The sequence below is a fragment of the Parafilimonas sp. genome, from assembly GCF_047606085.1.
GTDB lineage: Bacteria > Bacteroidota > Bacteroidia > Chitinophagales > Chitinophagaceae > Parafilimonas.
This window is the reverse complement of the sequence record NZ_JASGEX010000118.1, coordinates 1-19,381: the sequence shown is the minus strand read 5'-3', so window position 1 is coordinate 19,381 and position 19,381 is coordinate 1. Positions and strand designations below refer to the sequence as shown.

Genomic DNA, 19,381 nt, shown 5'->3' with positions numbered 1-19,381 from the left:
CATGCCTGTCCCGAACTTGCTTCGGGAGAACCTCGCTATGTACCTGCCTCACCGGCAGGCAGGCATTCCCCTCCCGAAGCTGGTTCGGGACAGGTTGTGTGAGAAAAATTATCATGCTCGGTTTCATCCGTTAATGTTTGTTTTTTCAATTGTCGGATGGAACCTCGCTATTGACATTCTCCTCCCGAATCTGGTTCGGGACAGGCTGTGTGAGAAAAAATTATCATGCTCGGTTTCATACGGTTGTTTTACAACTGATGCAGAAAAAAATTATATTACATAAACGACAAGATTTTTTTTATCTGGAGAAATGGGCATTAATCATTTGCCCATAACCTGGCGCCACCTCTTATGCCTTCTTTGTTGGTGGCGATAATCATATTATCATCGAGCGGGATGGTTAAGTTTTTTGCATTGCCGCCGCTTATATATAAACGGTCGTAATTAAACACTGTTTTTAAAATCTTAAATACTTTTCCCATGCGGTAGTTCCAGTGCTCTTTTCCCTTCTTCATATACGCTTTCTCACCCACATACGCATCATAATCCGTATCGGTTTTTACAGGATGGTGCGCAATTTCAAAATGCGGTAATAATTTTCCGTCAAGCAGTAAGGCAGTGCCAAAGCCTGTGCCGAGGGTTATCATCATTTCAAGGCCTTTGCCGCTTACAATGCCAATGCCCTGCAGGTCTGCATCGTTTACCACTTTAGCAGGCTTCTTCAGCAAAGTGCCAAGCAGGTTCTGCAATTCAAAACCCTGCCAGTCGCTGGTGCCAAGATTGGGCGCGGTTTTAACCACGCCATCTCTTATATAGCCCGGAAAGCCAACAGATATTTTTTCATATTCTGCCAGGCCTTTTACCAGTTCCTTAATGCCATCCAGTATATTATGCGGCGTAGAAGGCTGCGGTGTAGGTATCTTTACATAATCTGAAACAGGCTCTCCCTTCGTATTTAATAAAATAGCTTTTATGTGCGACCCGCCGATATCAATTGCTAATATATTTCCCATAATATTGTTTATGAAGCGTTAATCAAATAAGCTTGTGGTAAAACCAATGTAAAATGTTAAGCACATTATTTCAGCCAGAAAGATACTTTCTTTACATTCCTTGAATCAGGGCCGGTCATTGCTTCAAATTCACCGGGCTCGGCTACAAGTTTTAAGTCTGAGTTATAAAACATCAAATCACTGTGATCAATATTGAATACAACCTGCCTGCTTTCGCCTTTCTTCAGAAATATTTTCTGAAAGCCTTTTAATTCTTTTACGGGCGGCGTAATGCCGGCCACCTTATCATGCAGGTATAATTGTACAGTTTCTTCGCCATTATAATTGCCCGTATTGGTTACTGTAACCGTTACTGTTAAACCTTCTGTACCGCTGATGGTGGTTTTACTTACAACAGGATCGCCATAGCTGAAACTTGTATAGCTCAGCCCGTAACCAAAAGGATATAAAGGCTCATTCGTTACGTCGAGGTAATCTGATTTGAATTTTTGGCCATCGCCAGGCAGTAAAGGCCTGCCTGTGTTTTTATGGTTATAGTAGATGGGAATTTGCCCCACATTCTGCGGAAAGCTTGTGGTTAATTTTCCGGAAGGATTGTAATTGCCAAACAACACATCGGCAATGGCATTGCCCGCTTCGGTGCCGGGAAACCAAACGTCGAGGATAGCAGCTGCATTTTTATCTTCCCATACGAGGGTCATTGGCCTGCCGTTGAACAAAACAACCACAACCGGTTTGCCGGTTGCCACCAATGCCTGCAGTAAATTTTTCTGGCTTTGCTGCAGGCTTATATCCGTCATGCTCGCAGCTTCGCCGGTAAAGTCTGCGGCTTCACCCAAACAGGCTACCACCACATCGGCTTTGCCGGCTGTTTCAACCGCTTCATCAATCATTTGCTGCGGCGTGCGGCTGTCAACATCAATTTCTTTTGCAAAATTGTTTATGCTGGTTACGATCATGGAATCATCGCTTATGTTGGCGCCTTTTGCATACAATACATGCACATCATTCCCGGCAACATTTTTTATGCCCTGCAATACCGTTATATCTTCACTGTATTCCCCGCGGATATTCCATGTGCCAAGCATATTTCTCTGATCATCTGCCAATGGGCCTATCAATGCAATCGTGCCTGATTTTTTTAAAGGCAAAATATTATTGCTGTTTTTCAGCAGTACAAATGAACGTTCGGCGGCATTGCGCACGGCAAGCCTGCTGGCATCGGTAAGAATGGCGGTTTTTGCAAGCGCTTCATCGCAATGGCGGTAAGGGTCGTCAAACAAACCCATCTTGTATTTTGCTTCAAGCACCCGCCTGCAGGCATCATCAATTTCTTTTTGGGTAACCTTGCTTTCCTGCAAAGATTTTTTAAGTGTGGTGAGAAAACCTTCCGCTACCATATCCATATCCAAACCGGCCTTCAGCGCCTCTGCAGATACCTGCTGCAGATCGCCAATGCCATGATTGATCATTTCACTTACCGAAGTATAATCACTCACCACAAAACCTTTAAAGCCCCACTGGTTGCGCAATACATCTGTGAGCAGGAATTTATTGGCGGTGGCAGGAATGCCATCCACTTCATTAAACGAGCTCATTACGCTGCCCACGCCGGCATCAACAGCCGCTTTGTATGGCGGCAGGTAATACTGGTACATTTTTATGCGGCTCATATCAACTGTATTATAATCGCGGCCGGCTTCGGCAGCGCCGTATAAAGCATAGTGTTTTACACAGGCCATTACCGCATCGCCGGCGGCCATATCCTTTCCCTGGTAACCCCGCACCATGGCTGCAGCTATCTTTGAGCCAAGGTAAGGGTCTTCGCCGGCGCCTTCTGCAATGCGGCCCCAGCGTGGATCCCGGGCTATATCCACCATAGGTGAATACACCCAGTTCAAGCCGTCGGCGGCCGCTTCCGTTGCCGCAATGTGCGCGGTTTGTTCTATCACAGGCATATCCCATGAGCAGGATAAACCAAGCGGAATGGGGAATATAGTTCTGTGCCCATGTATAACATCCAGCCCAAACATCAAAGGAATTTTAAGGCGGGAATTGTTTACGGCAATATCCTGCGCCTTGCGAATCTGGGCGGGGCCGTTTATGCCAAACAATCCGCCCACCTGCCCCTTGCGTATTTTATTATCCACATCTGTGCTTACAACCGAACCTGTAACTGCGCCGCCCGGCGTAACAAGGTTTAACTGGCCTATCTTTTCATCCAGCGTCATTTTATTCATAAGGTTCTTTACAAAAGCATTCATCTTTTGTTCCTGCTGGTAAGTTTGCTGGGCGGGTAATAATGTGGCGGTGCACATAACTAAAATGAGCAAGCAGATTTTTTTCATGGCAAAGAATTTATTCGCTCAAATATAGATTAGAGAAACTGAATGCAGGATAAGTGCATTCAAATTTTCGCAGGCAGGTGTCTTCACCTGCCTGTACAATCGCTACCGGTCGCATGTCTTCACCGACCGGATATTTATTCAAAGGCGAAAATTTGAAAAAAACCTGTTTTCTTTTGAAACAACGGCAAATTAATATTACGATATCTTTTTCTCAAAACCTTCTATTTCTTACATTCGCCATGAACACTTTAAAACCAACTGTACATGAAAAAGCTACTGCTATTACTGCTACTGATCCCTTTTTTCAGCATTGCCCAACAAGCTGCCCTTGATAAAAATATCGCGGCAATAGAATCAAACCTTATAGAATGGCGCAGGCATTTGCACCAGCACCCGGAATTATCCAACCGGGAGTATAACACCTCAAAGTATGTGGCGGATTATTTGAGCACACTTGGCATGGATGTGCAAACCGGCATTGGCAAAACGGGTGTTGTGGGCATTTTAAAAGGCGCTAAGCCAGGGCCTGTGGTTGCCCTGCGGGCAGACATGGATGCACTGCCTGTATATGAAAGGAACAATTTGCCTTTTGCATCAAGGGACAGCGGCGAATACAATGGCGAAAAAGTGCCTGTGATGCATGCCTGCGGCCACGATACGCATGTTGCCATTTTAATGGGCACCGCAACGGTTTTAAGCAAAATGAAAGACCAGATACAGGGCACTGTGAAATTTATTTTCCAGCCGGCAGAAGAAGGCCCTCCCGGCGATGAAGAAGGCGGCGCCCCGTTAATGATAAAAGAAGGCGTGATGGATAACCCAAAGGTGGATGCCATTTTCGGATTGCACATTAATTCGCAAACAGAGATTGGCAAAATAAGATATAAAAGCGGTGCGGTAATGGCGTCGAGCGACTGGTTTACACTCACGTTGAAGGGCAGGCAATCGCATGGGTCGCAACCCTGGAGCGGCATTGACCCGGTGGTGGTGGCCACACAAATCATACAGGGCTTTCAAACCATTGTAAGCAGGCAGGAGGACTTAACCAAAGCGCCGGTGGTAATAACGGTTGGCAAAATAAACGCAGGCGTAAGAAGCAATATTATTCCTGAACAACTGGTGATGGAAGGAACGGTGCGCACATTAGACAGCAGGATGCAGGAAGATGTGCATAAGCGCATGCAACTTACCGCTACAAAAATTGCCGAAGCATCCGGTGCAACGGCTGAACTTAAAATTGAAACCAAAACAGAAGTAACGTATAATGATCCGGCACTGGTTACCATGATGCTGCCTTCCCTGCAAAAAGCGGCCGGGGATTCAAATGTACTGGAAAGCGTATGGACAACCGGCTCGGAAGATTTTTCTTTTTTTGGCGATAAAGCGCCTGCCTTCTTTTTCTTTCTGGGCGGCATGCCCATTGGCCAGGACCCGCTTAAAGCCCCGGCGCACCACACGCCTGATTTTTATATTGATGACAGCAAACTTGATGTGGGTGTAAGAACTTTCTGTACGATGGTATTTGATTACGGCAGGCTGTACGCCGCGAAGAAGGGGAAATAAGCCAGGGCTTATTTGTTTTTGTTTACCGGTAAATTAACCCCGGTGCTTTACGGTTGTGCCACTCCCTTGCCTGCCGGCAGGTACAGTATAGTTTCATGGCGGCTTTTTATAGACTGGCTCAGTCTCCAAGACTGAGCCAGTCTGCTTGGCATTAATAGTTCATTAATTTTTGTGCACACTCATCTAATCGTGCTTTTGCTAAAAAATTTTTCTCCAGTTCCATATTAAAAGGCACCGGCGTATCCAGTGATGCACACCGCACAACAGGCGCATCCAGCATTTCAAAACAATGCTCGCTTATCCACGCAGCTATCTCACCGCCTATACCGCCTGTTAACGTGTCTTCATGCAGCACCAAAACTTTTCCTGTACGCGCCACGCTTGCTTTAACCGCATTGTAATCCAGCGGCAGCAATGTTCTTAAATCAAGAATATCAATAGACATATCTGTATGGCTGTTTGCATATTCAAGCGCCCAATGCACACCGGCCCCGTATGTTATAACAGAAATATCTTCACCATATTGAACCACCCTGGCTTTGCCTATTTCTATTTCATAATAATCATCCGGCATATAGCCGCTTATGCTTCTGTATAAAGCTTTATGTTCAAAATATAAAACAGGATTGGGATCATTGATGGCAGCGATCAATAAACCTTTTGCATCCATTGGCGTTGAAGGATAAACCACTTTTAATCCCGGTGTATGCACAAACCAGGCTTCATTGCTTTGCGAATGAAAAGGCCCTGCCCCTACGCCGGCGCCCGTGGGCATGCGTATCACCACATCGGCATGCTGCCCCCACCGGTAATGGATTTTTGCCAGGTTGTTTACAATCTGGTTAAACCCCGCCGTTACAAAATCGGCAAACTGCATTTCCATCATCACTTTAAACCCTTCCATGCTTAACCCGAGCGCAGCGCCCGCAACAGCGCTTTCGCATAAAGGCGTATTCCGCACACGTTCTTTCCCAAACAGATCAACAAAGCCCTCAGTAACTTTAAAAGCGCCGCCGTATTCGGCAATGTCCTGTCCCATTAAGATAAGGTTGGGATATTGCCGCATGCTTTGCTTTAATCCATCGCTGATGGCATTTACAAAACGGATTTCCTTGCCGGTTACAGGTTGCTGGTTACCGGTTCCAGGAAGGCTGTTATCAACAAGTTTTACTGTTGACCGCTGACTGTTGACAGTTGACTGCTGTGCATATACATCCTTTAATTCATTTGCTGTATTCACCGCAATTGGCGGCGCGGCAAAGCCAATGGCAAGCTCCTGCTCTATGTAATGCTTTATTTCTTCTTTTATGGAAATAACTGTTTCTTCTGTTACTATATCTTCTGTGAGAAGATGCGTTTCAAAATTAATAACAGGGTCTTTTGCTTTCCATTCCTCAAACAAATGCGGCGGCACGTATTTTATGCCGCTGGCTTCTTCATGCCCGCGCATGCGGAAGGTTTTGCACTCAATCAAATACGGCTTTTGCTGCTGTATGCAATAATCACGCACGCCTTTAATGGTATCATACACGGTTAAAATATTATTGCCATCAATCATTACCCCTTCCATGCCATAGCCTTTGGCACGGTCAACCAGGTTTTCACAACAGTATTGCTCATCCGTGGGCGTGCTTAGGCCATAGCCATTGTTCTCAATTAAGAATATAACGGGCAGGTTCCATACGGCCGCTACGTTTAATGCCTCATGAAAATCGCCTTCGCTGGTACCGCCCTCGCCCGTAAAAGCCAATGAAACCTTTTTCTCTCTTTTTAATTTATGCGCCAGGGCAATGCCATCTGCAATGGCCAACTGCGGCCCGAGATGAGAGATCATGCCGCAGATATGATGCTGTTTGCTGCCGAAATGAAAGCTGCGTTCCCTGCCTTTGCTGTAGTTTTCCGCACTTCCCTGCCATTGCATAAACAGTGTATGCAGCGGCATATTGCGCGTTGTAAAAACACCGAGGTTGCGATGCAGCGGCATTATCCATTCATCTGCATGCAGGGCTAATGTGGCACCAACAGCAATGGCTTCCTGCCCTATGCCGCTGAACCATTTTGAGATTTTTCCCTGCCGCAGCAGCACCAGCATTTTTTCTTCAATCATGCGCGGCAGCAGTAATTTTTTATAGAAATCAAGAAGCTGTTCGTTTGATAAACCGTTACGTTGAAACTGCATCATGGCTACGAAGTTAAGTTTGTGCTTTAAGTTTGCACATCAATTTTTAATGAACGCGCAATCGCTATTTTTTAAACCGAACAGATGAATACGGAAGCCTATCAGCAACTACTGAAAGCCTGCAGGCAGAACAATATAACGCTTGTTGCCGTAAGCAAAACAAAGCCTGCGGAAGATATACTTGCACTGTACAATACCGGGCAAAGGGATTTTGGCGAGAACTATGTGCAGGAGCTTATTGAAAAGCAACAGCAATTGCCAAAAGATATTCGCTGGCATTTTATAGGCCATTTGCAAACCAATAAGGTAAAGCAGGTTATTGGCAGCGTTGCATTAATTCATGGTGTGGACAGCTTTAAGCTGCTGAAAGAAATAAATAAACAGTCTGCCAAAATAAATACAATAACCAACTGTTTGCTGCAAATGCATATTGCACAGGAAGAAACAAAGTTTGGTTTAAATGAGCCGGAAGCCAATATGCTAATCAGGGAATTTGAAAATTTGAAAATGGAAAATGTAAATATTATTGGCCTAATGGGGATGGCAAGTTTTACAAACGATGAAAATCAAATCCGAAAAGAATTTCAATACTTAAAGTCACTGCAGGCAAAACTGTCAACTGCCAACTGTCAACTGTCAACGCTTTCAATGGGCATGACGGCTGATTATACCATTGCCATGGAAGAAGGCAGCACGATGATACGCGTGGGGAGCTTGATATTCGGGAGCAGGAGTTAATTGAAAAAACTATTAAAACTTGTATTGTACATTAATGGTTGCAAATCTTTTCAAAATTTCAAACCTGTTTGCGTACGAATAAAACGAATTGAATGAATTGCTAACAAAGTACGTTTTGTTCAATAAATTATTGGCCGATACTCTTACAGATAATTTTTTGGGAATAACCTGAAAAAGCGCACCTGCGTTTAATAAAATAATATTTTCCTCTTTGTTTAAATTGCCCGAAACCGATAAATAACTGACAGAAGAATTTAAGTGCAGGCTTTTTAAAATTGTATAATCAAATGTTTGCGTTGCGCTTAGCTGATGTGTATTACTGCTAACTCCAGTGAGTAAGTTTTTCTGGTGATTTAGTGTATATCTGCCGGAAAAAGTAAAATTAAACTGCTTATCAAATACTGACCGGTACTCAAACTTTAATGCTGACCCTCTAAGTTTATTTGTTTGTAAAATATCGTTGTACCCCGTAGTTGTTTTTGCTGTATTTACAGAAATATTGAAGGTTACCTGCGATTTAACAGAAGGCATTATCTTTTGAATAAAAGTATATAAAGCCAAAAAGGTATTTGATATTCCTGCATTGTAAAACTCGTTTTGAAGAAATGAATACATCTGTCTGTTGTTAAGATTATTTACATAAGGCAATTGATTAATTTGATATATGGCCCCGCTAAAAAGCAGCAATCCTTTATTAACCAAATCACCGAAATGATAATTAAGATTAAATCCATGATTTAACCCTGGTTTTAAAGCGCCTGACCCTTTTTCCAGGTGAAGCAAACCCGTAAAAATGTATCCGTTGTACAATTGATTGATACGGGGAAGATTTTCATTCGCGGCGTATGAAAAAGATGCACCGGCGTTATTGGAAAACTCATACTTTATCGTTATCGAAGGCAGCATATAAAGCTTATTGAAGTAAGTTTTATTCAACGCGGAATCAAAAATTAATTTAGCGCTATTTGCCTTAAGGCTTACAATATAGCTTAATTTATTTGATAGTAGTGATGAATAAGAAACGGCAGCGTACAATTCTCTGGTGGTGTATTTTATATTATTATTAAAATCAGCACTTAAGTTTACCTTATTGTTGGTTGAATCAGTTGCCTGCATGTAACTATAAAAATTCTGACGTGAACTTTTATTTCCCAATTCAACATTAAAACTGTTTTTATTGATACCTCTGCTGTATTTTATGTTTGCATCATGGTTAAATATTTTACTTGTTTCATCCTGAAACAAGCTATTGAACTGATCGGCTACTTGGAAGATACTATCAGCCAATAACGGAGAAAAAAAATATTGCTGAAGCTGGTTCCCATAGTTAATATTATCAGTTGCAGTAATTAAACTTTTACTGTTCATTACATAAGTTGCTTTAAGCTCATTTTTCAGATAAAATAATTTATTAAAAAGATTTTGATCAGACGGTGTTTGTAAAAGAAAACCGTTTGTATTGTCAGTATCTTTATTATTATATACATCTGCTGTATTCGACACCTGAAATTTTGTACCGGAAGTATAGCGGCCGTTTAACTGAAAACGATTAAAATAATTCTTTTTATAAACATTATTATCCTCGTTTATAATTAATGGGTTCGAAGAATCGTAAAATGTTTGGGTTGAGTTTTCCGATTGGGCATATCTGTTGCCGCCCGACTGCACAATAGCTTTTAAAACAAAAGACTTGGTTAGGTTAAATTGTGCATTTGCAGATACATAAGCAGAATGATTAAAATGCGCCCAGGATGGGTTTAACCCATTTGGCACATATATATCGGCTATAGATGTTTTTGTTAAAGACGGTATATTTTCTGTATTGCTTTGGTCATTGGTGTTTAATGCAGGTATGTTTGCTTCGGAAGAAGTTAATTTGCCTGTAGAATTGGCGTTGGCAATTGTTATCAGCTTGGTTTTTGGGATCAATACAATAAGGTTTGCTTTCGATTCATACCGTTTAAGAGGCACACCGGCATCAATACTGCCTGCTTTTGAAATTTTTTTATCAAATTTTAAATTAATTACCTGCTCATTTCCATTAGTTAATTGTTGCGAAAGGTCTGAATTATCTTTATAATTGTCTATCACTTCAACATGCTGAATTTTGTCTGGAGTTACATTTTTAGTAAGCGGCACATAATCGCTGCCAAACAAGTCATCATTATCTATTAGAATCTTGTCAATTGCTTTTCCATTAAAATTTAGTTTGCCATCTTCATTTACCTGAAAGCCAGGCATGTTTTTTAAAAGGTCTTCTACGCTTTGCTGATTATCTTTTTTATAGCTTTCAGCGTTAAATATGATGGTGTCTTTTTTTTGAATAATTTTTGGCGCATAGGTTACACTTACAGAAGGAAGAAAATTTTCAGACGTTGCAAGAACAAAATTTATTTCTGCTTCATTATTATCCTGAAAAATAATTTTTTTTATACGCGTTATATATCCGACAGAAGATACTTCTATGTAGCCGGAATCCATTTTTTTTATTTGGATTGAATACCCGCCGGAAGTATTAGAAAAGGCAAATGCTGCAATATATGTTTTGCTGCTGTCTGGCTTAAATTTAATAACTGCATTGGGTACAGGATTGTTGGAGTTATCCCTTATTATTCCTTCAATTTTCAGCAGGGAATCATTTTGAGAAAAAAGTGAAACTGAAAAAAGAAGTGTAACAATTAATGTAAACGTTTTTATCATTTACCATTATTGATTATTGCCATTTTTTTGTTTTTGAATTTTTTGAAGCAATTGTTGAAGACCCTGCTCATTGTTTTCCTGTTGTATTTTACTAAATTCATTCTTTGAAACCAGTTTAGAATTTATACAGGGCTGCAGGTTTGTTTTTTCCTCGTAAGGTATTGTAATCTTCAAAACACTAATTTTATAAAAGTTGTCATAGCTTCCCACTTCCAATATAAGGCCGGGTAAACCATACCATGTTTCCGGGCCAAAAGGTACTGCCAGCTCCGGCGCATACCAGGCATATCCTTTTACGCCTGATCTGAATGTGAAATTAGCTTTTAAACAGGCAAAGCCTGCTATTGTTTGTGTGTCAGGCGTAAGCTCCCAGTTGCGGTTTGGCACCGTATCATAAAAGCAATATCTTTTTCCGTTAATGGGAGATGTTCGTATATAAAACACATCCTTTACGTTTCTGTAGATGCTTTGCCGGTCTCTTTCCTGATTGCGGTCTAAAGCCTGTATGGTTTTTACATCTGCCAAAGAATCTTCAAGGCTGTTATACTTTTTGTTGGCAAAGAGCGGCCATTTACCTGCACTGGGTTCCACATAAGTTAATACCATGCTGTTTTTAGTAAAACACAGCCTTTCTGTTCTTACATTTGCCGCACCTTCATTAAAGCTATATTCTACATACCCAATAGAATCATTGTTTGTTTGGGCATTTATATGAATCAATACCAACAGCAGGCTGCAAACAGTAAAAATATACTTCATATAAACAGTAGATGCTGATAAGTTTTAAATTACATAAATGAATGGTAAAAATTGAAAGAGCTATCTGTGTATAATAAGGATAGTTGTTAAACATATGTACAGCTAACAGTACAAGTCTTTCCATTGCTATAATAGCCTGAAGCGAGTACTTCGCCTGTTTCTGAATCATAAGTAACCCAATAATATCCTGTAACTACCGTACTTCCGTCACAACATGTTTCGGTAGTATTTGCATACACTGTTTCTGGATCCTGATATGCTGTTTTTTTATGTATTTTATTTAAAGTTTTATGAAAAGAATGAGAAGTTGATGGAAGCGTTGTATTTGCCTTTGAACTGATAAAAGCAAAACTTAATATTGCAATTAAAATAAAGGTTTTCATAATAATAGATTTTGGAGTTTTTAGAAATAAAATTTACGGAATAGCTCTTTCTACTTCAAAACTAACATTTACAAGTAAATTTTACAAAAAATTTGCATTCCAAGTTTAACCATGCCTATAGATTTTACAGTGTAATTACAATAGAAGAAGGCAGCACGATGATACGCGTGGGGAGCTTGATATTCGGAGAACGAACGGCCGGCCCGCAAAGCGGTCTGACCCGGTTTTAGCTGTCTTGTCTCATTTTCTTATTCAGGGATCGCTTTTAGCGCGTGATGCCGGAGGGCGGGAGAGAGGAGTTGCCTGTCTCAGCTTTAGTTATCTTGTTTAAGCGGCTTTACGCTGCTGCCTTCTTTATCATACAAAGGCTGGGGCCTCGGCGCCTGGCCGTCTTTTAAAGCCTGGTTAAAGAGTTTTTCCACATGCACCCATTTGCCGTTCTGCCATTTGAATGCCTCATAATCGCCATCGGGAATAAGCGTGAATTTTTTTTGCGGCTGGTTGCTTTCGCTGATTAAATGATCAAACACAATCATGTCCAGGTCAGGATCATATACCAGCCGGGCCCGTGCGTCTTTCTGGTATTCGAGCAGAAAGCGGTCAACAGGCTGCGGCGCTTTTAATTCATCATTTTTATATGTGAAGTATGTACCGCCAAAAACCGGCTCGCCCGCTGCATTAAACGTTAATACTTCCAGCCATTTGCGGGTGCTGGCCATATCGTTATCATCATAGCCAAACAGCGTATAATATTTTCTGCCTTTAAATTCTTTTTCAATGATATTATAATAAATGGCCCCTATCCAGTTTTTGCCGGTGCGTATGGAATCGGTGGGCACTGATGTATAATCAGACACATCAAACAAGGGAAATAATTTAAGCGAGCCGTCTTTTGTTTTTATCTGAATGGCGCCTTCCTGCCGGTAATAGCTTTCATCGCGCTGCAGTTGCCAGGTAAAAATCCGGAAGCTGCTGTCGGGCGCATATAAACGGGATATGGTTATTAATGAATCAAAAGGATATTCGAATGAATACGGCATCTTTAATGCAGCCACAAGCCTGCGTATAAAAACGCTGTCGCAGTAAAAACGGTTTTCAGCCATAGAATCATATACCATGCGTTTTGCATAATAGGCAAGGCTGTCTTCCTGATTTTGCAAGGTGTTTACGCCTGTTGCATCTGTCTGCGCGCTGGCGGCAACCGCAGTAATAAAAAACAGGAAAATTAAAATATAGCGAAACATGATCACGAAAATACAATGTGCATAACGGCCAGGCCGGTGTTTATCGTATGCTGTTTAAAATTTAGTGTTTTATTAATGGGGAACAGCCTTTGCAAAATCGAGCAGGGAATTAAACCGCAGGTCAATCAATTCATTTGGAAAAGGCACATCCGGGTCGGTTGACGGAATGAATACAGCATACATGCCGGCATTGCGCGCAAAGCGCATATCACTTAAAGTATTGCCTACCATGATGCTTTTGGAAAAATCAATTTGGGGAAAATCTTTTTTTGCCTGCAACGCCATGCCGGGATTGGGCTTACGGTTGGGACTGTCATCGTGCATGTCGGCACAATAATATATCTTATCAATGCGGCCGCATTGATTGTGCAATGCTTCCGTCATATAAGCATGAATGCTGTGCAAATCTTCCAGCGTCATTAACTGTTTGGCTATGCTGCGCTGGTTGGTGGCAACAATCATCAAACCAAAAATGCCTGATAAAATCCTGATGGCTTCCTGTGCGCCCTGTGAAAAAATAAAACTGTTAACATGTAAAACATAATCTCCTTTTTTCTCCACATTAATAACGCCGTCGCGGTCGAGAAAAAGCGTCCAGGTTTTATCTATTTTAGGTAAGTCCATGATTAATTTAATGTTTCAAAGTTCACGGGTTCACAAGTTCTGTTTGCACTCGTTCGTAATCTTCAGGAATGCCTATGTCTATAAAATAGGCATCCTGTTCCAAACCATACATGGCATGTTCATTATAAAACTTTTCAAGATAGCCTGTTTCAAAAGAAAATTTCGCCGGCAGCGATTTACTTAAAAAGCTTTCCACATTCAGCATGTATAAGCCGCCGTTTATGAGGCCGCTTTCATAATATTTTTTTTCGTTGAAACTTTTAACGGAGCTGTCATCATTCAACTCAACAACGCCATAACGGCTGAAGTTTCTCATAGGCTTTAAAGCCAATGTACACTCCGCACTTTTTTGTATATGAAAATTTTGCAATGCGGGTATATTAGCCTTAAACAAAGTATCGCCATTGGTTACAAAAACATTTTTACTGCTTACTTTTTCACAGGCGCTTTTAATAGCGCCGCCTGTGCCCAAAGGTTCTTTTTCAATTGAATAGTGAGTTGTGAGTTGTGAGTTGTGAGTTGTGAGTTGTTCTAAATATTCAATTATGATTTCATGTTTATAGCCTAATGAAAAGATAAATTGTGTAATACCTTGTTGCTGAAAGTAATCAATTACATAAGCAAGGAAGGGTTTGCCGTTTACCGGCGCCATACATTTTGGCAGGTCTGATACAACGCTGCGCAGCCTTGTGCCTAAGCCACCGGCAAGGATGATAAGAGAGCCCTGGCCTCCAGCCCCTGAGGGAGGGGGATTAACAGCGTTTAAATTCATTCGTACAAGTTTGATTTTTCAATGGCCTCATGCCTGCCTGTCCGGCAGACAGGGAACCTCGCTATGCACATTCCGCTGTGTGAGAAAAATTATCATGCTCGGTTTCATTCGTACAAGTTTGTTTTTTAATGGCCTCATGGAACGCCCTGATGTACATTCCCCTGTGTGTTGAATACAATTTACATGGGCGTTTCATTTGTTTAATATATTGTTATTGGTATATAATTCGCGATTTGCCTGCTCCTTTAAGGGCTGGCATAACTCCCTTTAGGGCCGGGGCTAAGGGAACAGTTTCTCCTCCACCAGCTGGCAAACAATATGGCCTGTTAAAATATGGCTTTCCTGTATGCGGGGCGTATCCGTTGACGGCACATTGAAAAGGTAATCGCTTACATCCTTCATTTTTCCGCCTGCTAACCCTGTGAAACCAATCGTTATTACATGCTTTGCCCTTGCTGTTTCAAATGCCTTTACAATATTTGCAGAATTGCCTGATGTGCTTAACCCAACCAATACGTCACCTTTATTTGCTATGCCTTCCACAAGGCGGGCGTAAATAACATCATAACTATAATCGTTGGCAACAGCCGTTAGGTAAGAAGTGTTGCAATGCAAGGCTTCAGCCGGCAAGGCTTTCCGGTCTTTATAAAAACGGCCTGAGAACTCTGCTGCAAGATGCTGTGCATCTGCAGCGCTGCCGCCATTGCCGCAAAACAAAACTTTATTGCCTTGCTGAAAAGCGTTTGTAATTACATCAACAACAGTTTGTATTTTTTGTATGAATGCATCATCATTCAATACCTGCTGCTTAGTTTGAATAGATGCTGAAATGATATCTTTTATGGTATCTGTCATAAAAAGCATTTTATGTTAAGAAGAAAAAATAAACGATTAATGCGTTGTCCATGTGGTTAAGCCTGATTTTGTAAACTGGTAAGGTTTTACCAGGCCTCCGAAGCTGTTTAAAGTTTCTATTACTTTATAGCGTGTATTAAGCGGGCAATAAAACGTCATAAAACCACCGCCGCCGGCGCCGCTTATCTTACCGCCTGTTGCGCCGGCTTTTTTGGCCGCATCATAAATATCTTCAATCAGGCTGTTTGAAATATTATGCGCCATATTTCTTTTTTGCTGAAAGCCAAAGTCGAGCACCTCTCCGATTTCGTTAAGGTTGCCACGCAGCAAAGCTTCTTTCATCCTGCGTGCCTGTTCTTTTAACTGGTGCATGGCATCAATAGATTTTTCATTTTTCTGCAATACATTTTTCTGCTGCTCTTTAATAATGGTGGCAGATTCGCGGCTGGTGGAAGTAAAGTATAAAACAAGGTTGTTTTCCAGTTCATATAAATATTCATTGCGAATGCGCAGGGGGTTTACAATAACCTTGTCATCTGCATAAAATTCCATGAAATTCACACCACCGAATGTTGCAGCATACTGGTCCTGCCGGCCACCGGCCAGTTGCAGGTCTTTTCTTTCAATTTCATACGCATAATGTGCAATATCGTATTCACCAAGGGGCAGTTTAAGCATTTCGGCAAATGCGCCGATAATAGCCACCATTAAAGTGGATGAGGTGCCGAGGCCGCTGCCGGCAGGCGCATCTACAAAAGTGGTAAGCGAAAAGTTTTCCTGTGCAATGCCATAATCTTTAAGCAGGCGGTTAATAACCCCTTTATGCAAATCAAGCAAACCGTTTATAGGCAATGCTGCAAGCTTATCATGCTGTTCGCATTCACTTCTGTCCATTGCGTTTAATATAATACCGCCGCTTTCCAAAGGTTCTATTACGGCATGCGCATAATGGGAAATGGTTGCATTTAAAATAGCGCCGCCAAATTCATCGCTGTAAGGGCTTACATCTGTGCCGCCTCCGGCTAAACCTATACGCAAAGGCGCCCTGCTTCTGTATATCATTATAATTTTTTAATAATGCATCAAAAGCTTAAACTACGGGCAAGCTTTTGAAATTGAAAATAAGTATGCGCAGCAAAAGAAATACAAAAGCTGCTGAATAGCAAATTGTATGCAATGATTATGCTGAACAGCGTTAACCAATAAATTTTTTACTGAGACATGGTTAATTTAAGTTAAACGCATCGGGCTGGCTAAGGTTCTTTACAAGTGAATCGGGCAATTTTAAGGAAGCCAGTTGTGGTGTTTGAGTTAATGGCCAAATAAAATCTGCGTTGAGGATTTTTGATGCGGCTGCATACATTTTATCGGGGTAATAACTAAAGAAACAGCTTCCGCCTTTAATGGCATTGATAATGCCTTTCACTTCTTTTGCGGGCACAGCAGGGCAGCCATAACTGCGCCCCATCATAGTGCCATCAGAAGCGCGCCGGCCATTTACATAATTACTGCCATGCATTACTATGGCGCGCGCCCTCACATTATCATTAAAACCGCTTTCCAGCCCGTCAAGGCGCAGGCTGTAGCCATTATCGCCGTTATATGTTTCGGCGGTGCTCATAAAGCCTAAGGATGTTTTATGTGAATCGTTGCTGTTTGAAAAACTTGTGGCAAACGCACTGCCGGAATTGCGGCCATGCGAAACATAGGTATTAAAAAGCACTTTTGCCTTATCTATATCCAATACATACAGTCTTCTTTTATTGCTGGCCTGGCTGTAATCGCAAATAGTTAAAAAGCCTTGTTTCTTTATCTTATTTACAGAAAGCAAGTATTCATAACCTTTATACGCTTCAAAAAAAACAGGGCGCGACAAACCAATCGCCGCCAATTGCATTTGGGAATACAAGGAGTCAACCCAGTAATTAATCAATACCTCGTTTGTTACAGACTTATTTACCGTGGTAATTTTATTTGTAATTGATCCGGCCTTTGCCGCCTCTTTTCCTTTTACAGCAATCATAGAAGTAAGCACAGTTATGCACAGGACGCCTACAAGCAAGAATTTCTTCATCAGGTTATGAGATTTTAGATTTCAATTAAAAAAAGATTGGGGCCGGCCGGCCTCATAAAAACCGGATGGTTTTTTATAAAACTGAAAAAACCTTTTTTTATTGTGCGTTACAAAGGTAAACCTATAATGAAAAAAATCTGGTAACAAAATGTTATTCTGTTATAAACAGAAAAGCCTCCCAAAACACAAACGGAAAGGGAAGCTTAATTGAGAACAAAAAATAGAATACTTACAGCTTGTTAACTGCTACATCATTTACAGTGCGAACAGTTGAACTTACTACATAAGAATCTTCGAGGCTTTTGTTGCTTGAAATAATATTAATGTAATAACGGTTATTTTCCTGGTCGCCTTTAAGCAATTTAAATTGCTTGTTGAAATTTACATCGCTGAAAGAATGGGAGAATAAAAGCTCGCCGGATTCATTTTTAATGGTTACAGTGAATTTCTCAGCCTTCTCGTTGTTAACGTTTAACCTGAATAATAATGCATCACTGGTATTGGCTGTAAGGGCAATATTGCTTTTTTCACCTGAAACCAATTCGATGTTTTTATTATATATGGCGGCGTTAGTTGTAAGAGAAGTGAGTAATACCGAAGCTGATAAAAATGCTGCTGCGATGAATTTTTTACCTGATAATTTCAAATTTGCCTTTGTCATAATTGTTGTTTTTTAATGTCAAAAAATTTTATTCATTTATTGACAACCAACCGCGAGGCACTGCAATCGGCGGCAAACAACTATGGCTTGTATAATGGCTTTAGCATTTTAATTTCGCTGCAAATGTAATGAATAATTGCGTATTGTTTACACATTAATACTGTTAAAATAAAAAAGTAACCCTTATAACAGCATTTTTTATGAAGGCAAATTTAATTTTAATTGTCATGCCTATATTTATTTATACGGTTAATAACTTTAAGATAACAAACGCGCTAACCGGCTGGCGCATTAATCGTTTTCCATAATAAGTCTTTTAATTCAATAAGCCCTGTTTGTGTAAAGGAAGAAATGAATATTACCGGTATTTTTGAATCAAATTCTTTTCTTATTGCGGCTTTTAACTCTTCATCCAGCAGATCGCTTTTGCTGATAGCGATCAAATAATTTTTCTGCAGCAATTCAGGATTATATTCTTCCAGTTCATTCAGCAGCACTTCAAATTCTTTTTTATGATCATCACTGTCTGCCGGTATCACAAAAAGCAATACGGCATTGCGCTCAATGTGCCTTAAAAAACGATGTCCCAGGCCTTTGCCTTCGGCAGCGCCTTCTATTATACCCGGCAAATCGGCAATGCAAAAAGACCTGCCATCCCGGTATTCAACCATACCAAGCTGCGGTATTAATGTTGTAAACGCATAATCGGCGATCTTTGGTTTTGCAGCAGTAAGCACCGAAAGCAGGGTTGATTTCCCGGCATTGGGAAAACCCACCAAACCCACATCGGCCAATACTTTTAATTCCAGTGTTTTCCATGCTTCCACGCCAGGCTCGCCGGGCTGCGCATATTCAGGCGCCTGGTTGGTTGCGGTTGCAAAATTGGCATTGCCCAAACCGCCCCTTCCGCCACGCAGCCAGATGATCTCCTGCCCGTCTTCTAAAATTTCCGCTTCTGTTTTGCCACTTTCTTCGTCGCGGGCAATAGTGCCCAATGGCACTTCAATAATTATATCTTTTCCATCGGCACCGGTACGGTTATTCTTATTGCCGCCTTCGCCGTTTTCGGCAATAACATTTTTATAGTAACGAAGATGCAGCAATGTCCATAATTGTTTATTGCCTTTTAAAATAATATGCCCTCCTCTTCCGCCATTGCCGCCATCGGGGCCGGCTTTGGGATTGAATTTTGTGCGCATGAAATGGCTGCTGCCCGCGCCGCCGTTACCGCTTTTGCAAAAAATTCTTATATAGTCTATAAAATTATTTTTTTCCATGTTGCTTCAAAACAATCGAAATTAAAAGAAAGTGTGCATTCCTGTGTTATACATCCTGTTCACCGCAGGGCAAACGCATCTAAATTAGGTGGAAATAATTCCCAAATGTGGATAAGAATGCGGGTTTAAAGAGATTGGGCAGAAGTTATCTACGTTTGTCTTTTGTTAAGTATAAAGCAGGAAAATGCATT

General features: G+C 41.2%; 16 protein-coding genes. 2 read left to right on the top strand and 14 right to left on the bottom strand.

Going from position 1 to position 19,381, the window contains the following annotated elements; translation table 11 throughout:
- Window positions 1-317: 317 nt before the first annotated feature.
- Together QM629_RS10385 and bglX are read right to left on the bottom strand one after the other, a co-directional pair.
- Entirely contained in the window at window positions 318-1,013 is a 696-nt protein-coding gene (locus QM629_RS10385) for an ROK family protein (RefSeq protein WP_415159798.1), read from the bottom strand.
- Window positions 1,014-1,078: 65 nt separating this feature from the next.
- Window positions 1,079-3,361, bottom strand: coding sequence for a beta-glucosidase BglX (gene bglX / locus QM629_RS10380; protein WP_415159797.1), 2,283 nt, complete (start codon window positions 3,359-3,361; stop codon window positions 1,079-1,081).
- Window positions 3,362-3,625: 264 nt separating this feature from the next.
- Between bglX and QM629_RS10375 the strand changes: the two genes are divergently transcribed.
- Complete coding sequence (locus tag QM629_RS10375; protein WP_415159796.1) at window positions 3,626-4,924, top strand: amidohydrolase; 1,299 nt, start codon at window positions 3,626-3,628, stop codon at window positions 4,922-4,924.
- Between the two features lie 151 nt (window positions 4,925-5,075).
- On the opposite strand, the gene QM629_RS10370 is transcribed toward QM629_RS10375, so the two are convergent.
- Complete coding sequence (locus tag QM629_RS10370) at window positions 5,076-7,106, bottom strand: thiamine pyrophosphate-dependent enzyme (protein ID WP_415159795.1); 2,031 nt, start codon at window positions 7,104-7,106, stop codon at window positions 5,076-5,078.
- Between the two features lie 81 nt (window positions 7,107-7,187).
- Here QM629_RS10370 and QM629_RS10365 point away from each other — a divergent pair, with 81 nt between their 5' ends.
- On the top strand, window positions 7,188-7,841 hold the full coding sequence (locus QM629_RS10365; RefSeq protein ID WP_415159794.1) for a YggS family pyridoxal phosphate-dependent enzyme: 654 nt from the start codon (window positions 7,188-7,190) through the stop codon (window positions 7,839-7,841).
- Window positions 7,842-7,853: 12 nt separating this feature from the next.
- Here QM629_RS10365 and QM629_RS10360 read toward each other — a convergent pair whose 3' ends face one another.
- From QM629_RS10360 to obgE, 11 genes are all read right to left on the bottom strand, one after another.
- The gene (locus QM629_RS10360) at window positions 7,854-10,541 is read right to left on the bottom strand and encodes a hypothetical protein (protein ID WP_415159793.1); all 2,688 of its coding nucleotides are present in this window, start codon (window positions 10,539-10,541) and stop codon (window positions 7,854-7,856) included.
- Window positions 10,542-10,547: 6 nt separating this feature from the next.
- Window positions 10,548-11,300 carry a GLPGLI family protein gene (locus QM629_RS10355; RefSeq protein WP_415159792.1) on the bottom strand — a complete coding sequence of 251 codons (753 nt, stop codon included), beginning with the start codon at window positions 11,298-11,300 and terminating at the stop codon, window positions 10,548-10,550.
- An 86-nt stretch (window positions 11,301-11,386) separates the two neighbouring features.
- A complete protein-coding gene (locus QM629_RS10350) occupies window positions 11,387-11,683 on the bottom strand; it encodes a hypothetical protein (protein ID WP_415159791.1) in 297 nt (98 codons plus the stop codon).
- A gap of 314 nt (window positions 11,684-11,997) precedes the next feature.
- Window positions 11,998-12,927 (bottom strand): hypothetical protein, encoded by a 930-nt coding sequence (locus QM629_RS10345; protein ID WP_415159790.1) that lies wholly within the window; start codon window positions 12,925-12,927, stop codon window positions 11,998-12,000.
- A gap of 72 nt (window positions 12,928-12,999) precedes the next feature.
- Window positions 13,000-13,551 (bottom strand): D-glycero-alpha-D-manno-heptose-1,7-bisphosphate 7-phosphatase, encoded by a 552-nt coding sequence (locus tag QM629_RS10340; protein ID WP_415159789.1) that lies wholly within the window; start codon window positions 13,549-13,551, stop codon window positions 13,000-13,002.
- Window positions 13,552-13,573: 22 nt separating this feature from the next.
- A complete protein-coding gene (locus QM629_RS10335; RefSeq protein ID WP_415159788.1) occupies window positions 13,574-14,323 on the bottom strand; it encodes a nucleotidyltransferase family protein in 750 nt (249 codons plus the stop codon).
- A 279-nt stretch (window positions 14,324-14,602) separates the two neighbouring features.
- Window positions 14,603-15,178 (bottom strand): SIS domain-containing protein, encoded by a 576-nt coding sequence (locus QM629_RS10330; RefSeq protein WP_415159787.1) that lies wholly within the window; start codon window positions 15,176-15,178, stop codon window positions 14,603-14,605.
- A 36-nt stretch (window positions 15,179-15,214) separates the two neighbouring features.
- On the bottom strand, window positions 15,215-16,240 hold the full coding sequence (locus QM629_RS10325) for a dehydrogenase (protein ID WP_415159786.1): 1,026 nt from the start codon (window positions 16,238-16,240) through the stop codon (window positions 15,215-15,217).
- A 163-nt stretch (window positions 16,241-16,403) separates the two neighbouring features.
- Window positions 16,404-17,252 carry a murein L,D-transpeptidase catalytic domain family protein gene (locus QM629_RS10320; RefSeq protein WP_415159785.1) on the bottom strand — a complete coding sequence of 283 codons (849 nt, stop codon included), beginning with the start codon at window positions 17,250-17,252 and terminating at the stop codon, window positions 16,404-16,406.
- Window positions 17,253-17,481: 229 nt separating this feature from the next.
- A complete protein-coding gene (locus tag QM629_RS10315; protein WP_415159784.1) occupies window positions 17,482-17,913 on the bottom strand; it encodes a hypothetical protein in 432 nt (143 codons plus the stop codon).
- Window positions 17,914-18,188: 275 nt separating this feature from the next.
- Window positions 18,189-19,190, bottom strand: coding sequence for a GTPase ObgE (gene obgE / locus QM629_RS10310; RefSeq protein ID WP_415159783.1), 1,002 nt, complete (start codon window positions 19,188-19,190; stop codon window positions 18,189-18,191).
- Window positions 19,191-19,381 lie beyond the last annotated feature (191 nt).

Bases quoted from the DNA above. Each gene is read 5' to 3' on its own strand.
- QM629_RS10385 (WP_415159798.1), bottom strand. From the start codon at position 1,013: ATGGGAAATATATTAGCAATTGATATCGGCGGGTCGCACATAAAAGCT.
- bglX (WP_415159797.1), bottom strand. From the start codon at position 3,361: ATGAAAAAAATCTGCTTGCTCATTTTAGTTATGTGCACCGCCACATTA.
- QM629_RS10375 (WP_415159796.1), top strand. From the start codon at position 3,626: ATGAAAAAGCTACTGCTATTACTGCTACTGATCCCTTTTTTCAGCATT.
- QM629_RS10370 (WP_415159795.1), bottom strand. From the start codon at position 7,106: ATGATGCAGTTTCAACGTAACGGTTTATCAAACGAACAGCTTCTTGAT.
- QM629_RS10365 (WP_415159794.1), top strand. From the start codon at position 7,188: ATGAATACGGAAGCCTATCAGCAACTACTGAAAGCCTGCAGGCAGAAC.
- QM629_RS10360 (WP_415159793.1), bottom strand. From the start codon at position 10,541: ATGATAAAAACGTTTACATTAATTGTTACACTTCTTTTTTCAGTTTCA.
- QM629_RS10355 (WP_415159792.1), bottom strand. From the start codon at position 11,300: ATGAAGTATATTTTTACTGTTTGCAGCCTGCTGTTGGTATTGATTCAT.
- QM629_RS10350 (WP_415159791.1), bottom strand. From the start codon at position 11,683: ATGAAAACCTTTATTTTAATTGCAATATTAAGTTTTGCTTTTATCAGT.
- QM629_RS10345 (WP_415159790.1), bottom strand. From the start codon at position 12,927: ATGTTTCGCTATATTTTAATTTTCCTGTTTTTTATTACTGCGGTTGCC.
- QM629_RS10340 (WP_415159789.1), bottom strand. From the start codon at position 13,551: ATGGACTTACCTAAAATAGATAAAACCTGGACGCTTTTTCTCGACCGC.
- QM629_RS10335 (WP_415159788.1), bottom strand. From the start codon at position 14,323: ATGAATTTAAACGCTGTTAATCCCCCTCCCTCAGGGGCTGGAGGCCAG.
- QM629_RS10330 (WP_415159787.1), bottom strand. From the start codon at position 15,178: ATGACAGATACCATAAAAGATATCATTTCAGCATCTATTCAAACTAAG.
- QM629_RS10325 (WP_415159786.1), bottom strand. From the start codon at position 16,240: ATGATATACAGAAGCAGGGCGCCTTTGCGTATAGGTTTAGCCGGAGGC.
- QM629_RS10320 (WP_415159785.1), bottom strand. From the start codon at position 17,252: ATGAAGAAATTCTTGCTTGTAGGCGTCCTGTGCATAACTGTGCTTACT.
- QM629_RS10315 (WP_415159784.1), bottom strand. From the start codon at position 17,913: ATGACAAAGGCAAATTTGAAATTATCAGGTAAAAAATTCATCGCAGCA.
- obgE (WP_415159783.1), bottom strand. From the start codon at position 19,190: ATGGAAAAAAATAATTTTATAGACTATATAAGAATTTTTTGCAAAAGC.